Below are 16,693 nucleotides of genomic sequence, written 5' to 3'. Positions count from 1 at the left end.
CTACATCACCGCGTTGCGGGGGTCGGGCTTGGGCTTCATTTCGTAGTCGTGCGGGGGCTGGGCGCCGGCCAGGTGCTGCACGAAGTAGTCCCAGCGGCGGCGCGTCATGTAGGGCGAGTAGGCCCCGTAGCCGTGCCGTGCGTTCGGAAATACCACCAGGTCGTAGCTCTTGTTGGCTTTGGTGAGGGCTTCAATCAGCAGCAGGGTGTTGGAGGGCGGCACGTTGTCGTCCATCAGGCCGTGGGCCAGCAGGAGCTTGCCTTGCAGGTTTTTGGCGAAGGTGGTGTTGGCCTGGTTGTCGTAGTTGGTGGTGCCGTCGGGGTTGGTTTTGAGCAGGCCCACGTAGCGTTCGGCCCAGTCGTCCTCGTAGTTGCGGTTTTCGTGGTTGCCCGATTCCGAAATGCCCACTTTGAAGAAATCCGGGTAGCGGAACATGGCCGCCGCCGTGGCGTAGCCGCCCCCCGAGTGGCCCCAGATGCCGGCGCGGTCGAGGTCGATGTAGGCGTATTGCCGGGCCAGCTGCTTCATGCCGCCCACCTGGTCCGAGAGCGTGTTTTCGGCCATGTTGCCGTAGCAGGCGTCGTGGTAGCTCTTGGAGCGCAAGGGGTTGCAGCTGCCCTCAATCACGACCACCACAAAGCCCAGCTCGGCCAGGGCCTGGTTGTCGTTGCGGGCCGAAACGAACGACCAGCTGCCCACGCCGCCGCCCTGCGGCCCGGGGTAGATGTAGTTGATAATCGGGTACTTCTTGCTCGGGTCGAGGTTGGTGGGCGTGAACATCAGGCCGTACAGGTCGGTCTGCCCGTCGGCGGCTTTCACCGTGATGGGCGTGGGCGCCTTCCAGCCGGTGGCGGTGAGGCGCGAAATGTCGGTCTTCTCCAGCGTCGAGAGCAGCTTGCCGTCGGCGGCGCGCAGCACCGTCACGCCCGGCTTGTCGGGCTGCGAGTAGGTGTCGATGAAGTAGCGGCCCGAGGGCGACATCGTGACCTGGTGGTTGCCGGCTTCGGGCGTGAGCAGCGTGAGGTTCTTGCCATCCAGCCCGATGCGGTAGAGGTGCGTGAAGTAGGGGTTGCCGGCCTCGCGGCCATCGGCCAGGAAGTACAGCTGGCGCTTCTTCTCGTCCACCTTTAGGAGCTGCGTCACCACAAAGTTGCCCTTGGTAATCTGGTTCTTTACCTTGCCGGTGGCCGCGTTGTAGAGGTAGAGGTGGCCCCAGTTGTCGCGTTCCGAATACCAGATTACTTCCTTGGTGCTGGGCAGGTAGCGCCAGTTGATGGCGCCCTGGCCCGACTCGTACTGCGTGGCTACGTTCTCCTCAAACACGTCGCGCACGGCGCCGGTGGTGGCGTCGGCCACCCGCAGCTTGGCCTGCTTGTGGTCGCGTGAGGTTGACACGAACGCCAACTCGCGGCCGTCGGGGCTCCAGTCCACATCGTCGAAGGTGCCGCTGCTGGAAATGTCGTCGGAGAGGGAGCCCCGGTGCGGGTCGGGGGCCATCTGGAAGCGCACTACTTTCGGCGACGCCACTTCCACCACCACCCGCTCTATCATCGGAATGTCCTTGTCGCCGGGCAGGGGGTATTTCCAGGCGTCGAGCTTCGGGTGCCCCACGTTGGTGGTCACGAGGTACATGTCGCCCACGTTGCGCTGGTCCTGCCGGAAGGTGGCGATTTTGCGCGAGTCGGGCGACCAGCGCAGCACGGGCTTGTCGCTGTGCGTCCAGCCGGCGTTGTCGGTGGCGTAGCCGTAGTCCTTGGCCCCGTCCGTCGTGAGCTGGGTGGTCTGGTTGGTGTCCGTGTTGCGTACCCACAGGTTGTAGTCCTTGATGAAGGCGGCCAGCTTGCCATCGGGCGACACCTCTTCGGTGGCCGAGCCGGTGGCGGCGGCCGGGGCGGTAGCCGGGGGCGTTTCGGGATTGATTTTGCCGCTCACCACGTCGTACTTCCAGCTTTTGCCGGCGGCGGCGAAGGAAATGGCTTTGGCGTCGGGCGAGAAGCTGATGCTGCGGAAGGGCAGGCGGCCGCCCTCGTAGCTCTTGCCGCTGGCTGCCGACAGCGCCGCCGCCAGCTTGCCCTGGTCGAAGGCGGCGGTGCGGGTTTTGCGGGCCGGGTCCACGAGGATGAACTCGCTGCCCTGGGCCGTCATCACGCGGTACCAGAACCGGTCGTTCGGCAGCCAGTTGGGCTGGCCGGCGCTGTGGTCGATGAGGGCCTGGGTGTTGTAGCTCATGGCGCGCTCGGCGCGGGCGTAGTCCTCGGCCGTGAGCACCGGCCGCTGCTGGGCCGAAGCGGCCGAGGTAAAAAACGCGGCCGCAACCAGGGCCGGAACAAACTTGTGCATAGAATGGGGCAAAATGCGGGAATTCGGAATGAGAAGGGAAAGGTAGCGCGGGGCCGCATATGGGCGCCGGGCACCGGACAAAAAGAAAGCCCCGTGGCCGGGGCTCTCTTTGAAACATGGGCACGAGCAGCAAGGACGCGGCCTGTGCTTCCCGGTTGCTTGGGAAGCGGTGTTTTACTGCCCGGCGCCCGCCGTCGGCTCGGCCACGCGCTGCAAATCCAAATCCTGAAAGTCGTAGCTGAAATCGGTGGCGGGCGAAATCGGCTTCATTTTCAGGCCCGAGGCGCGGCCCTGGTCGTCGAGGGTGAAGGTGGCGAAAGCATCGGCATTGAAGCTGCGGTCGCGCCAGCGCACCACGTAGGTGCTGCCGCGGTAGGGCAGCACCTGGCCCACCAGGCGGGGCGCCCGCACCGCGCGCAGCCAGAGCTGCGGGCCCTGCTGGTACACGTTCACGTCGCCCAGCCAAGCGTCGTGGTAGCGGCCCACGTAGGCGCTATAGTCCGGTTTTTTGGGCGCGGCTTTCTGGGCCAAGGCCACTTGTTTCCAGGCGGCGGCGGTGGCTTTATCCGCCTTCGTTGCCCCGGCTAGTTTGTAGCCCAGCATTTCCTGCACCCGGTCCTGGCCGGTCACGCCCAGGTAATGGTCCAGAATGTTGGCTGTAATGGCATTGAAAGCCAGGCCTTCTTCCTGGTTGGTAAGCACGATGATGCCCAAGTGCAGCTCGGGCACCAACTGCACTTTCGTCACCATGCCCACCTCGCCGCCGGTGTGCGACACCACCTTGTAGCCCCGCGCATCGTTCAGGAACCAGCCCAGGCCGTAGGCGTAAAAATGCGTGTTGTAGGGCGACGGGCCGGGGCCGACCGGCAGAATGGTTTGCGGCGACCACAGCTCCCACTGCGTCTGGGGTTTCAGCAGCGGGGCGGGGGCTCCGGGGCCGCCCAGCAGCATCAGGGCCCACTTGCTCAGGTCGTTCACGCTGCTGTACATGCCGCCGCACGGCGCGGCAATTGCGCCCCGGTCGCGCTGAATCACCTGCACCTTGCCGTCTACTTGGCCGTGGGCGTCGATAACGTTGGTGGGGTCGGGCAGGCGCGAATAATCGGTGGCGGTGCGCGTCATGCCCAGCGGCTTGACGAGGCGGGCTTCCACAAACTCGGCCCAGGGCTGCTTGGCCACGCGCGTCACCACTTCGCCCGCCACAATGTAGAGGTTGTTGTCGTAATCGAACTTGCTGCGAAATGACGATACCGGCTTGAAATAGCGCAGGTTGTGAATCACGTCCTTCACCGTGAAGTCGCTGGAATCGGGAAAGAACATCAAGTCGCCGGCTCCCAGCCCCATTCCGCTGCGGTGGCAGAGCAGGTCGCGCACCGTGAACTCGGCCGTCACGTAGGGGTCGTACATCTTAAACTCGGGGATGTAATCCGTCACCTTGTCGTCCCAGCGCAGCTTGCCCTCGTCCACGAGCAAGCCCAGCGCGGCGGCCGTGAAGGCTTTCGTGTTGGAGGCGATGCCGACCAGCGTGTTGGCGTCCATCGGCGCCTTGGTTTTCAGGGAGCTGACGCCGTAGCCTTTGGCCATCACCACTTGCCCGTCCTTCACCACGGCCACGGCCATGCCCGGCACGTTGAAGCCCTTGAGGGTGCCGGCCACCGCCGCATCCACCGCGGCCACGTCAAGCGGGGCGGTTACGGGCGGGGCGGTTTGGGCATGGGCCGCGGGAGGGCCCACGGTGGTGGCCAGGGCCAGACTGAACAACGCCACGACGCGGCCAAGAGGAGTAGAGAATAAAACCATTCGAAAAAAAATTTGGCTTAAAAAAAGAAATATCGGCCAATGTAAGCCGGTTATTTCTTTTTCAGCCTTCTCTGTTCTCCAACTGCCGCAAGGCCAGCGGCCCGCCTAGCGCTGGCGCACGGCCCAGGCGTCCATGCGGCGCTCCAGCACCGAGAGGGGCATGCTGCCGCCGCCCAGAATCTCGTCGTGGAACGCGCGCTCATCAAACCGCTCGCCGAGCTGCTTCTGGTAGCGGGCGCGCAGTTCCTGCAGCTTCAGGGCGCCTATTTTGTAGGTCAGGGCCTGGCCGGGCAGGGCCAGGTAACGCTCCACCTCGGCCGTGGCCTCCTGCTCCGAAATGGGCTCGTTGGCCATCAGGTAGTCCACGGCCTGCTCCGGGCTCATGCCCTTGGCGTGCAGGCCCACGTCGACCACCAGCCGCAGGGCGCGGTGCATCTCGTCGCCCAGCGCCCCGATGCGTTGGTAAGGGTCTTTGAACAAGCCCAACTCCGGCCCCAGGCTCTCGCAGTACAACGCCCACCCCTCGCTGAAGGCGGGGTAGGTGGCAAAGCGCCGGAACTTGGGCAGGGCGGTGTTTTCCTGCTGCAGCGACAGCTGGTAATGGTGGCCCGGAATGGCCTCGTGCAAAAACAGCGACTCCATGCCCGAGGTCACGTTGAACTGCGTGGCGTCGAGGATGGGCACGTAAAAAATGCCCGGCCGGGAACCGTCCGGCGCGCCCCGGTTGTACTCGGCCGAGGCCGTGGCCGCCCGAAACGCCTCGGTCTGCCGAATCTCGAACGGCGACTTGGGCGCCCGCCCAAAGGCCCGGGCGAGGTTCGGCGAGAGGCGGGCCTGAATGCCGCGAAAGGCGTTCAATACCTCGTCGGGGGTTTGGTAGGGGCTGAACCGGGGGTTGGTGGTGAGGTAGGTAAAAAACGCCGGCAGCGAGCCCCGAAAGCCCACGCGCCGCTTCAGCAGCTCCATCTCGGCGCGGATGCGCTTCACTTCGGCCAGCCCGGTGAGGTAGATGGCGTCGGGGGAGCGGTCGGTGGTGGTCATCAGGCGCACCTGGTAGCGGTAAAGCTCGGCCCCGCCGGGCACGTCGCTCAGGCCGGTGCTGCGGCGGGCCTGGGGCAGGTACTCGTTTTGCAGAAACTCGGCTAGCTTGCGGTAGGTGGGCACCAGCTCCGCCTGAATGGCTTCGCGGTAGGCCGCCGTCAGCCGCGCTTTGTCGGCGGCCGGAAAGTCGGCCGGAAACCGCGTCACCGGACCGTAAAACACGCTTTTGGTGGCGTCCATTGTCACGTAGGCCTGCAGCTGCGGCACCGTGCGCAGCACCAGCACGCGGGGCAGCACCACGGCCGCCTTCATGCCCAGCCGGAAGTTGACGATGGCAGAGTCGGCCCAGGCCGGAAACCGGCTCACCCGCGCCAGCCAGTTGTCGTAGTCGCGCACCGTGCGGAAGGGCTGGGCCCCGGTGCCGCCGCCCAGTTGCCCCAGCAGGCTGGGCACGCTGTTGAACTGGGCAAACGGCAGCATCCACAGGTTCAGGCGCAGGCCTTCGAGGCGGGTGCGCATTTCGTACTGAAAGATGTCGTAGCTAAGCTTGTCTTCGGCCGAAAGGCGGGCCCGGTCGATGTTGAGCAGGTCGTTGAGGTAGCGGCGGTACAGCCGCTGCTGCTGCTGCCGGAAGGCCTGGGTCTGGTCGTTGGGCAGACGGTCGTTGTAGCGGTTGTCGCCCTGGGCCATGGCCAGCAGCGGAAACAGCCGGGCGCGGTCTTCCCAGTAGGCATTGAAGAGGCTGGCCAGCAGCACCCCGGCGGGGTTGGTGCCGCGGGCGGGCGCAGGCGTCTGGGCCGCCGCGGGGCGCGCCCACAGCAGCCAGCCCCCCAGCAATACAAAAACCAACTTGCCCATTACCGCGCGAATAAGCTGGCAATGTACGCCCTAATGCGTCAGAATGCCATTGGAGAGCGGTTTTTCTCCGCCGAGCGCCTGCCTGCCGGGATATTATGAAGCGGGCATCAACAAAAAAGCGACCCGCCGTGGCCGGCGGGTCGCTCTCTGGTTTTCACCCGAAACGGGTTTATTTCTGGCGCGCGGCCCACGCATCCATCTTGGTTTCGAGCACGGCCAGCGGCATCGAGCCGTCTTTCAGCAGTTCGTCGTGGAAAGCGCTGAGGCTGAACTTGCTGCCCAGCTGCTTCTCGTACTTGGCGCGCAGCTCCCGAATTTTCAATTGGCCAATTTTGTAGCCCAAGGCCTGGCCGGGGATGGCCATGTAACGCTCAATGGCGGAGGTGGCCTCATCGCGGGTAGTGCTCAGGTTGGCCAGCAGGTACTCAATGGCCTGCTCGCGCGTCATTTGGCGGGAGTGCAGGCCGGTGTCCACCACCAGGCGCACGGCGCGCAGCATCTCGTCGCCGAGGGCGCCCATGCGTTGGTAAGGGTCTTTGAACAAACCCAGCTCCGGCCCTAGGCTCTCGCAGTACAGTGCCCAGCCTTCTACGTAGGCATTCTGGCCGCCAAAGCGGCGAAACTTGGGCAGGGCGGTGTTTTCCTGCTGCAGCGAAATCTGGTAGTGGTGGCCCGGAATGGCCTCGTGCAAAAACAGCGACTCCATGCCCGACGTGGTGGCAAACTTGGTGGCGTCGGGAATGGGCACGTAGAAAATGCCCGGCCGCGAGCCGTCCGGCGACCCCTGGTTGTACTCGGCCGACGCCGACGCTTCGCGGAACTTCTCCGTCTCACGGATTTCAAACGGCGTTTTGGGCGTGCGCCCGAACATCTTCTGCAGGTTGGGCAACATGCGCTGGTGAATGTTTTCAAACGCCGCCAGCACTTCCTCCGGCTTTTTGAAGGGTCGGAATTTGGGGTCTTCGTTGAGGTACTTGAAAAACGCCTGCAAGTCGCCCTTGAAGCCCACTTCGGCCTTGATGGCCTCCATCTGCTGGCGGATGCGGGCCACTTCGCGCAGGCCGGTCTGGTAGATTTCGGCGGGCGTCTTGTCGGTCGTCGTCTCGTACTTCACGTCGTAGGCGTAAATTTCCTTGCCGCCGGGCACCGCGTCGATGCCGCTGGTGGCGCGGGCCTTGGGCAGGTATTCCGTCTGGAGGAAAGCGCCCAGCTTTTGGTAAGCTGGCACTAGCTCCGTGAGGATGGCCTTTTTGTAGGCCTCGGTCAGTCGGGTTTTGTCGGCGTCCGAAAAGTCTTTGGGAAAGCGTGTGACGGGGCCGTAGTACAGGCTTTTGGTCGGGTCCGTTACCACAATGTCGGGCGCCTGCAACTGCGGTATCATGCGCTGCACCAGTACTTTGGGCAGCACCACGCCCGTGCGCACGCCCACCCGAAAGTTGGCAATGGCCGAATCGGTCCAGGCCGTGAAGCCGTGCACGCGGCCCAGCCAGTTGTCGTAGTCCTTCACCGTTTTAAACGGCTGAATGCCCTGCCCCGAGCCGAATTGCCCTAACGAAATGGGCAGGCCGTAAAACTGGTTGGCCGGCAGCATCCACGCGTTTAGCTTCAGGCTGGCCAGCCCGTGGTTCATCTCGTAGGCGAAGATGTCGTAGCTGATTTTGTCGTTGTCGCTTAGCTTGTCGCGGTCAAACTGCTGCAGCTTGGTCAGATAGCCCTGGTAAAAGGCGCGCAGCGTGTCGCGGTAGGCGCGGGTCTGGTTGTTGGGCAGTTGGTCGTTGAAGCGGTTGTCGCCGTAGGCCGTGGCCGAGAGCGGGTCGAGGCGCGACTGCTGCTCCCAGTAGGCGTTGAACAGGCCGTTCAGGCCCGTGGTCGAGTCGACCGCCGAACCGGCGTTTTCCGTGCCGCTGCTGGCGGTTTCGGTGGTTTTGGTTTGGTTGCAGGCCGAGGCGAGCGCGGCGGCCACGAGGCCGGCGAGGGCAATTTTTTTCATGAATGCAGGAAAAAGTTGTCGCAAGCTACGAAGCCCGGTCATTCCCCGCACGCCCTCGGCTACGGCGCCGCCAAACCCGGCGTGCGAACCGCCAACCGGGCCAGTACCAGCCGTCCTAGCTCCATGGCCAGGCGGTCACGCCGCCGGTCTTCTAGGCGGCGCGGCATGCCGATGACGAGCGTGCGCTCCGGCAGCTGCACGTAGAGGTCACCGCGGTAGTCGTCGTAGTAGGCCTCGCGTCCCAGGCCCGTCATCCGCACCATGCTGCGGCGGCTGAACTTGTTGCCGGCCTGCGCAATGGCAAAGGCCGTGGCGGGCCGCAACGACACCAGCACCACCGCGTCGGGGCCGCTGGGGCGGGCCGCATCCACAAAGCGGCAGGCCTCGCCCTGGGCCTGTTGCTGCACGGTCTGGCCCGTGAGCTCGGTCACCTCCCGCGCCGTGAGCAAGCCGCAGGCCTCCGTGGGCAGCGTGGCCGTGGTGTCGAGTTGCACCGCCGTGGAGCGGCCCGACCCGCCGCTGGATTGTTCGAGGGGCGCGCCGCCGCTGCAGGCGCCGAGGCACAGCGCCCCGGCCACCAGGGCTAGCCGGCCAGCCGTGCGCAGCCCGGAAAGGAAAACGGTCATTGGCATGAATGCAGGGGCAGGAAAATCAGCTGCCACCCGGCCCTTTACTACGGCAGCGGGCAGAAAAGGGCAATGCAGCACACCTCTCAGCCCCCAATGCTACCACGCAAAAAGCCCCCGCGCCTTGCGACACGAGGGCTTTTGGTAGGCTGTGCGGGCGGAATTACTGGCGGGCGAAGCGCTGCACCGTGCGGCCGGTTTCGGTCACAAGTTCCAGCAGGTACATGCCGGCCGGAAGGGTCTGCACGCTCACGCCTGCGGCGCCGGTGGTTTCACCGCTCATCAGCGTTTTGCCCATCTCGTTCAGCACGCGGAAACGCACCGTGCCGTCCAGGCCGTTCAGGTACACTTTGTCGCTGCTGGGGTTGGGGTACAGTTCCACGGCCGTAACGGCGCTCCAGCGGGCCGACACCACGGACGAGTACGATTCCTTGCCGTCGGCATCTACTTGGCGCAGGCGGTAGTAGTTCAGGCCGGCCAGGGGGGCGCGGTCCAGCGTGGCGTAGGTGTGCGTGGTGGTGCTGCTGCCCAGGGCCTGCACTTTTTCAATGGTGCGGAAGGTTTCGCTGTTGGCGCTGCGCTGTACTTCAAAGTAGGCGCTGTTCTTCTCCGTGGCCGTGGCCCAGTCCAGGGCAATGCCGTTGCCTTTGGTGTTGGCCGCAAAGCGCGTCAGCTGCACGGGCAGCGGGTTGGTGCCGGGGAAGCCCACCGAGGCCACGGTGCTGGCCAGCGAGAAGTTGCTGCCTGTGCTGAACGTGGTGAAGGGCGCCGACGTCAGGGAGCCGCTCACGGGCAGACCGTTGTTGGCGGTGCCAATAGCCCCGCCATTGCCAATGCTGCTCCACGCGCCATTGGCCACGTTATTTTTGGCCATTACGAAGGAGGAGGCCTGCGGGTCGTTCACGTAATCATCGGTTGCAAAGAACATTGTGACGGTGCCCGAGAAACCCGAAGGAGCCACGTCCGGAGCCAATTGCAAGTAGCGGCGATACGATACGTGCACCAAAGGCGCCACCACCGATTGGGTCGGCGGGGTATCCTGCATTTCGCCTACGTAGTTGATTCCGCTCGTGCTGCTTTGCGTGGTGATGTTTAAAACGAATGGACGATACACCCCATTTTTGCCTACTGGGTACAGCATGCTGAGGGGAGCGCCGGCCACCACGGTGGCCGGGGTTTGGCGCGCCATGTAGCCGCTCACGTGGCTGGCGTTGCTGCCTCCGGTCACGGTGGCATTGGCGGCCAGGGTGAGCAGATTGCCCGAGGCGCGGTCGGTATACAGCAGGCCGGAAGTCAGCAACAGGCCACGCCGCACGGTGAAGGAACGACCAACGGTTACACCAGCCGGGTTGTTGATTTCGAAGGAGGTGTTGGCACCGAAAGCTGTCGAAGACGCCCCGCCAATGACCTGGGCTGAGGTGCCTTGGAATGATACCGTACTATTGGAGCCCTGTGCAAAATTGGCAAGACCGTCGTTGTTGAAGTTGCTGCCCAGAAATCTCACGTTCGCAACGGCGCCATTGAAAGTGAGGCTGCCCCCAGACGTCACCGCCACACTGCCGTTCAGCGTCACGTTGCCCGAAACCGTGGGGGTGTAGGAAATGGTGCTGGTTACGAGCGTAATACCGTCTACGTTCAATTCGCTAGCAGTAGCGGGGACGAAGTTGAGCGTCCCGCCCAGCGTCTGCATATTGCCGCCGATGAATACGCCGCCCGTGGCACCTGTGCCGGTTACGTTGATGTTGGTGGTGCCTGCCGAAGCCGTGAGGTCGTTGGCCACCGTAAGGCGCTGACTGCCCGCTACCGTAGTCGTTAGGTTGCCGGCAAATTCCAGATAACCATACGTTTGCCCCACGTCTGAGAACGTGCCGGCGACGTACTTGTACTTGCTGCCCGGTGCGAACGACACCACCGGCGTCGTGCCCGTGCCGAAGGGATTGGTCCCGCCTCTCTGCTCGAAAGTGGTGCCGCTGGAGAAGGTCACGGCGTTTGCCGGCACTACGTCGGAAAAGTTGGCCAGCGGGCTGTTGTTGGAACCCACCACGGTGTTGGCGCCTGTGGTGCCAAACGGGCTGCCAGTGATGCTGTACACGGTGACGTTGCTACTACCCGTGAACACCAACCCATTCGCGTCGGTGGCCAGCAGTCGAGTGAGGTTGCCCGAGTTGACAGCAATATTGCCAGCCACCAAGCCTTTGCGGCCGGAGGCTAACTTGATGTGCAGGAATCGGTTAGCGGTTTGGCCTGAAGAGACAAAGCTGATGTTCGAACCTGACTCTATAAAGAAGTCATCTCCAAGGGGGGCCTGCGGCCCGCCGCCTACGTTGATGATGCTGCCGTCGTTGCCGTTTGTGGGGCCAGCCAGGTTAATGTCGGCGCTGTTCACCACTCGCAGCTTGCCGACGGTTTGCGAGAAAGCTGAGCTGGCGCCATTGCCGTAGTTTACAATGATGGGGTTGGGGAAAGTGGCCCCAATGTTTCCTGAAAAAATCAGTATGTCATCGTCGGCCGGGGTCGCGCGGGTGGAGCCGCTGCCGTTAGTCTGGGTGTTCCAGTTCCCCGCATCGTTCCAACGGCTACTTACTGTGCCCCGCCAGTAGTAAGTGGTTTGGGCTGCCGCGCCGAGCGACCACGAGAGTAGCACCACGAAGACCAGGAGCGACTTTTTAAATGAGGCGTTCCTGTTCCACGAAGCAGTAGCCCTAAAAAAGGTGAAAGTAAAGTTTGCCATAAATAGGAGAAATTGGGTTTAAATCCCTTTGTACAGGATTTTGCGGTGGCAAGGTATAAACAAAACTTAGTATTTTATGACCTTTTTTTGTCAAATAACGTAGCGCACATCAAAAAGCTCTTTCTTCATAATGTGAAGCCATATTATGGAATTACTATTTCTAAAATTTAATCATTGCGACTTCCCATAAACGAGGTCATAGCAAAAAAATCAGGCAGCTGTTCTTCTGCAAGAGGGTATTAAGGTTTTGCACTTTGCCATGGCGCCTCCGCGATGAAGCAGAGCGGCTGTCTTATGGTTGAGCCCGGTGCCGTAGGGCATTGAGTGGAAGCGGAAGCACACGGCCCGGAGCCAGGAAGTACTTTCGTGGTTCCAATTCCCACGCTTCTTCCGGTTTTCCATTGCGTCTTCCCACCCTTATTCCGTTCCTGCTGCTGCTGGCGTGCCCGCTGTTGGGCCACGCGCAAGTGCGCTCCGGCGCTGCTAAGCCCCGGCAAACCGTGCGCCCGGCCACCAAGCCCCGGCCCAAGCCGACCAATGCCAAAGCAGCCTCCTCTAGAATTCTCAAGGCCAAGCCTGTGGCCGCCATGCCCGGCGCCAAAGGCCCGGGTTTCACGCGCTACCTGCACTCGCCCTGGGTCGACAGCCTGATGCGCGCCCTCACGCCCGACCAGCGCGCCGCGCAGCTGTTCATGGTGGCGGCCTACTCCAACCGCAAGCGCGTCGACGAAGACTCCATTTCGGCCCTCATCAAGCAATACGGCATCGGCGGGCTGATTTTCTTTCAGGGCGGCCCGGCCCGGCAGGCGCGCCTGCTCAACCGCTACCAGAGCCAGAGCCGCGTGCCGCTGCTCGTGGCCATGGACGGCGAATGGGGCGTGGGCATGCGCCTCGACAGCGTGGTGAAATTCCCCTACCAGATGAGCCTGGGCGGCGAAACCGACACCGCACTGCTGTATGACATGGGCCGCGAGGTGGCCCGGCAGTTCAAGCGCCTGGGCATGCACGTCAACTTCGCGCCGGTGGTCGACGTGAACAACAACCCCGCCAACCCGGTCATCGGCTTCAGGAGTTGGGGCGAAAACCCCGCCGCCGTGGCCCGCGACGGCCGCCAGTACATGCGCGGCATGCAGGACGCCGGCATTTTGGCCGTGGCCAAGCACTTCCCCGGCCACGGCGACGTGGATGCCGACTCGCACCTGGCCCTGCCCACCGTGCGCGTCGACCGGCGGCGGCTCGATTCGCTGGAGTTGCCGCCCTTCCGCAGCCTCATGGCCGGTGGGCTGGGCGGCGTGATGGTGGCCCACCTCAACGTGCCGGCCCTGGACACGGTGCCGGGCCCCAGCACGTTGTCGCGGCCCATCATTACCGATTTGCTGCGCACGGAGATGGGCTTTAAGGGCTTGGTGTTTACCGACGCCATGAACATGCGCGGCGTCATCAGCATGTTTGAACCGGGCGAGGCCGACGTGCGGGCCCTCATCGCCGGCAACGATATCCTGGAGTTCAGCAAGAACATTCCGCTGGCCCTGCGCATGGTGCGCGCCGCCGTGGACAGCGGCCGCCTCACCCAGCAGGAAATCGACGTGCACTGCCGCCGCGTGCTGGCCCTCAAGCAGTGGGCCGGCCTGAACCACTACCGGCCTATCGATACCCGCAACCTCTACCAGGACCTCAACGCGCCCCACGCCCAGTACCTTAGCCACCGCCTCACCGAGCTGAGCATCACGCTGCTACGCAACCAGAAAAACCTGCTGCCCCTGCAACGCCTCGACACCTTGCGCATTGCCACGCTGGTGCTGGGCGGCTCCCCGCGCGACACCACCGACTTCCAGAAAGCCGTGGCCGATTACGCGCCCGCCGCGCACTTTCACGCCTCGGCCACGCCCACGCTCGATGAGCTGATGAAGCTGCGCGCCGCCCTCAAGCCCTACAACGTGGTGCTGGTGGGCCTGCAAAGCCTGGGCCGCCTGCCCGCCACCAGCTTCGGCATCACGCCGGAAACCAACCTGCTGCTCCGCGAGCTGGTCGACCAGAAGCAAACGCTGGTGCTCAGCGTGTTCGGCTCGGCCTATGCGGTGGCCAAGGTGCGCGACCTCGACCGCGCCGCGGCCGTCATCATGGCGTATCAGGAAAGCGAGAACGCCCAGAGCCTGGCCGCCCAGGCCATTTTTGGCGGCATCGGGGCCGCCGGCAAGCTGCCCGTGACGGTGAGCGACCGGTACCCGCGCGGCTTCGGGCTGCGCACGGCCGCCGGCTTCCGCCTGCGCTACGCCAACCCCGAAGACGAGAATATGGACCCGCGTCTCGAAGCCCGCGTCGACAGCCTGGTGGGCCGGGCGCTGGCGGCACAGGCGTTTCCGGGGGCGCAGGTACTCATTGCGCGGCGTGGCACGGTGGTGCTCCGCAAAAGCTACGGCAACCAGACGTATGCCGGCTTCGGCGACGTAGTAGTTGACCCCAAGAAGAAAAATCCACGTGTAGTTGGTAACGTTCAGCCCGTGAGTGTGCCGCGCCCCGTGCGCAACGACGACCTCTACGACCTGGCGTCCATGACCAAGCTCATGGCCGCCACGCCGGCGCTGCTCAAGCTGCAGGGCGAGGGCAAGTTCAGCCCCGACAGCGCCATGGGCAATTATTTCGGCTTCCTGCGCGGCACCAATAAGACCGTCCTGAAGATGCGCGACGTGCTGGCCCACCAAGCCCGCCTCAAGGCCTGGATTCCGTTCTGGCAGGAACTGCGCAAGAAGAATGGCGAAATGCGGCGACGCTACTTCCGGGCCGATTCGTCGAAGCGGTTTCCCTTGCCGGCGGCGCAGGGCCTGTGGGCGCGCAAGAAGCTGCCGGCCCGCATCTATAAAGAAATAGGGGAGTCGCCGCTGAACGAGAAGCCCGGCTACGTGTACTCCGACCTGTCGTTTATTCTATACCCGGAGCTGGTGAAGGCCCGCACGGGGCAGACGTTTGATGCGTTTTTGCAGAAAGAAGTGTACCGGCCGCTGGGCGCCACCACGCTGGGTTTCCGGCCCACCAACCGCTTTCCGCTGGCCCGCATCGTGCCCACGGAGGTGGATTCGGCCTTCCGGCGGCAGCTGCTACACGGCACCGTGCACGACGAAGGCGCCGCGCTGCTGGGCGGCCTCTCGGGCCACGCCGGCCTCTTCGGCGATGCCAACGACGTGGCCAAGCTGGCCCAGACCTACGCCTGGGGCGGGCGCTACGGCGGCCAGCAGCTGTTCAGCAAAGACATCATGGCCGAGTGGACCCGCTGCCAGTTCTGCCCCGACAACCGCCGCGCCCTGGCCTTCGACCGCCCCGCCGCCAACCCCACGGTGAACTCGGCCAAAAGCGCTTCGCAAAGCAGTTACGGGCACACGGGCTTCACGGGCACGTACTTCTGGGTCGAGCCGGAGAAGGATTTGGTGGTCATCCTGCTCACCAACCGCGTGCACCCCACGCGGCGCAACAACAAGCTGACCGAGCTGAGCGTGCGCTCCTCGCTGCTGCAGTTGGCCATTGAGGCGGCGCGGAAGTAGGAGGGGATAGCAAGTTAGATGCCCGGCTGTTACCTTACGGGCATCTACTCATTCCCACCCCGCTTCTCATGCTAGGACTGATGATGGCCGAGCCACTGCGCGTGGCCACAATAATCGAGCACGCCGCCAAGTGGCACGCCGACACCGAAATCGTGTCGCGCCGGCCCGAGGGTGGCATCCACCGCTACACCTACGCCGCCGCCAACGCCCGCAGCAAGCAGCTGGCCAACGCGCTGCTGAAGCTGGGCATTGAAAACGGCGACCGGGTGGGCACCCTGGCCTGGAACACGCACCGGCATTTCGAGCTGTACTACGGCGTGGCGGGCATCGGCGCGGTGTGCCACACCATCAACCCACGGCTGTTTCCGGAGCAGCTCGTCTACATCATCAACCACGCCGAGGACCGGATTCTGTTTTTCGACCTCACCTTTTTGCCCTTGGTAGAGCGGCTGGCACCCGTGTGTCCCACCGTAGAAAAATGGGTGCTCATGACCGGCTCCGAACACTTGCCCGCCCACTCCGAGCTGCCCGGCCTGTGCAGCTACGAAGACCTGCTGGCCGCCGAGGCCCCGCACTACGGGTGGCCCAGCTTCGACGAAAACACGGCCTGCTCGCTGTGCTACACGTCCGGCACCACCGACCAGCCCAAGGGCGTGCTGTACTCGCACCGCTCCACGCTGCTGCACGCGCTGGGCATCTCGCTGCCCGACGCGCTGGGCTGCTCGGCCCTGGACGTCATCATGCCCGTGGTGCCCATGTTCCACGTCAACGCCTGGGGCTTGCCCTACGCGGCGCCCCTCAACGGGGCCAAGCTGGTGCTACCCGGCGCGGGCATGGACAGCGCCAGCCTGTTTGAACTCATGGAGGCCGAGGGCGTCACGTTCTCGGCCGGGGTGCCCACCATCTGGCTGGCGCTGCTGCAGTTCATGCGCGAAGGGCACCGGAAATTTAGCACCTTGCGGCGCACGGTGGTGGGTGGTTCCTCCTGCCCGCCGGCCCTGATGAAGGCGTTTGAAAACGAGCTGCACGTCACCATCACCCACGCCTGGGGCATGACCGAAACCAGTCCGCTGGGCACCGCCAGCCGCCTCAAAGCCCAGCAGCTGGAGCTGAGCACCGACGAGAAGGCCGCCGTGCTGGCCACCCAAGGCCGGGCCGTGTTCGGCGTCGACATGAAAATTGTGGGCGACGACGGCCACGCGCTGCCGCACGACGGCGTGGCCTTTGGCGACTTGCTGGTGCGCGGGCCCTGGGTGGTGCGCGACTACTTCCGCAGCCCCACGCCCGGCGAGCTCACCGCCGACGGCTGGTTCCGCACCGGCGACGTGGCCACCATCGACCCCGACGGCTTCATGCACATCACCGACCGCTCGAAGGACGTCATCAAATCGGGCGGCGAGTGGATTTCCAGCATCGACCTCGAAAACCTGGCCGTGGCCCACCCCGCCGTGGCCGAAGCGGCCGTCATCGGCGTGCCCAGTGCCCGATGGAGCGAGCGGCCGCTGCTCATCATCGTGCGCCGGCCCGGTCTCGATGTTTCTGCGCAGGAAATGCTGGATTTCTTTAAAGGCAAGGTGGCCAAATTCTGCGAGCCCGACGCCGTGGAATTTGTGGACCAGCTGCCGCACACCGCCACCGGCAAGATTCTCAAAACGCAGCTGCGCAAGGACTTTGCCGGCTATTCGGTGGCTTAGGTGTACCACCAAGCTGTGCTTGGTCTCGGTCGCAGCTGCGCGCCGGCGACCGGGACCAAGCACAGCTTGGTGGTACA

Annotated in this window: 8 protein-coding genes; 2 read left to right on the top strand and 6 right to left on the bottom strand. The window is 64.1% G+C overall.

The annotated features are described in order from the left end of the window. The 6 genes from IC234_RS17720 to IC234_RS17695 form a co-directional block, all read right to left on the bottom strand. Positions 1-2,340 (bottom strand): S9 family peptidase, encoded by a 2,340-nt coding sequence (locus tag IC234_RS17720; protein ID WP_190927278.1) that lies wholly within the window; start codon positions 2,338-2,340, stop codon positions 1-3. A gap of 174 nt (positions 2,341-2,514) precedes the next feature. After that, positions 2,515-4,140 (bottom strand): serine hydrolase, encoded by a 1,626-nt coding sequence (locus IC234_RS17715; RefSeq protein ID WP_190927276.1) that lies wholly within the window; start codon positions 4,138-4,140, stop codon positions 2,515-2,517. 105 nt (positions 4,141-4,245) lie between these two features. Next, entirely contained in the window at positions 4,246-6,039 is a 1,794-nt protein-coding gene (locus tag IC234_RS17710) for a DUF885 domain-containing protein (protein WP_190927274.1), read from the bottom strand. A gap of 169 nt (positions 6,040-6,208) precedes the next feature. Then, positions 6,209-8,029: a DUF885 domain-containing protein gene (locus IC234_RS17705; protein ID WP_190927272.1), complete on the bottom strand. Its 1,821-nt coding sequence runs from the start codon at positions 8,027-8,029 to the stop codon at positions 6,209-6,211. A gap of 59 nt (positions 8,030-8,088) precedes the next feature. Next, the gene (locus IC234_RS17700; RefSeq protein WP_190927270.1) at positions 8,089-8,655 is read right to left on the bottom strand and encodes a hypothetical protein; all 567 of its coding nucleotides are present in this window, start codon (positions 8,653-8,655) and stop codon (positions 8,089-8,091) included. 163 nt (positions 8,656-8,818) lie between these two features. Then, positions 8,819-11,386 carry a T9SS type A sorting domain-containing protein gene (locus IC234_RS17695; RefSeq protein WP_190927268.1) on the bottom strand — a complete coding sequence of 856 codons (2,568 nt, stop codon included), beginning with the start codon at positions 11,384-11,386 and terminating at the stop codon, positions 8,819-8,821. A gap of 401 nt (positions 11,387-11,787) precedes the next feature. Between IC234_RS17695 and IC234_RS17690 the strand changes: the two genes are divergently transcribed. Both IC234_RS17690 and IC234_RS17685 read left to right on the top strand, forming a co-directional pair. After that, complete coding sequence (locus IC234_RS17690; protein ID WP_190927266.1) at positions 11,788-14,922, top strand: glycoside hydrolase family 3 N-terminal domain-containing protein; 3,135 nt, start codon at positions 11,788-11,790, stop codon at positions 14,920-14,922. 68 nt (positions 14,923-14,990) lie between these two features. Next, a complete protein-coding gene (locus tag IC234_RS17685; RefSeq protein ID WP_190927264.1) occupies positions 14,991-16,616 on the top strand; it encodes a 3-(methylthio)propionyl-CoA ligase in 1,626 nt (541 codons plus the stop codon). The last annotated feature ends 77 nt before the right edge of the window (positions 16,617-16,693 follow it).

Origin of the sequence: Hymenobacter armeniacus (assembly GCF_014699055.1) — a bacterium.
In the GTDB taxonomy this organism is placed as follows: domain Bacteria; phylum Bacteroidota; class Bacteroidia; order Cytophagales; family Hymenobacteraceae; genus Hymenobacter; species Hymenobacter armeniacus.
The sequence above is the reverse complement of the archived record's forward strand: the minus strand, read 5'-3'. Positions and strand labels throughout refer to the sequence as shown.

Excerpts from the sequence above, each read along its gene's own strand:
- IC234_RS17720 (WP_190927278.1), bottom strand. The coding sequence starts at position 2,340 with ATGCACAAGTTTGTTCCGGCCCTGGTTGCGGCCGCGTTTTTTACCTCG.
- IC234_RS17715 (WP_190927276.1), bottom strand. The coding sequence starts at position 4,140 with ATGGTTTTATTCTCTACTCCTCTTGGCCGCGTCGTGGCGTTGTTCAGT.
- IC234_RS17710 (WP_190927274.1), bottom strand. The coding sequence starts at position 6,039 with ATGGGCAAGTTGGTTTTTGTATTGCTGGGGGGCTGGCTGCTGTGGGCG.
- IC234_RS17705 (WP_190927272.1), bottom strand. The coding sequence starts at position 8,029 with ATGAAAAAAATTGCCCTCGCCGGCCTCGTGGCCGCCGCGCTCGCCTCG.
- IC234_RS17700 (WP_190927270.1), bottom strand. The coding sequence starts at position 8,655 with ATGACCGTTTTCCTTTCCGGGCTGCGCACGGCTGGCCGGCTAGCCCTG.
- IC234_RS17695 (WP_190927268.1), bottom strand. The coding sequence starts at position 11,386 with ATGGCAAACTTTACTTTCACCTTTTTTAGGGCTACTGCTTCGTGGAAC.
- IC234_RS17685 (WP_190927264.1), top strand. The coding sequence starts at position 14,991 with ATGCTAGGACTGATGATGGCCGAGCCACTGCGCGTGGCCACAATAATC.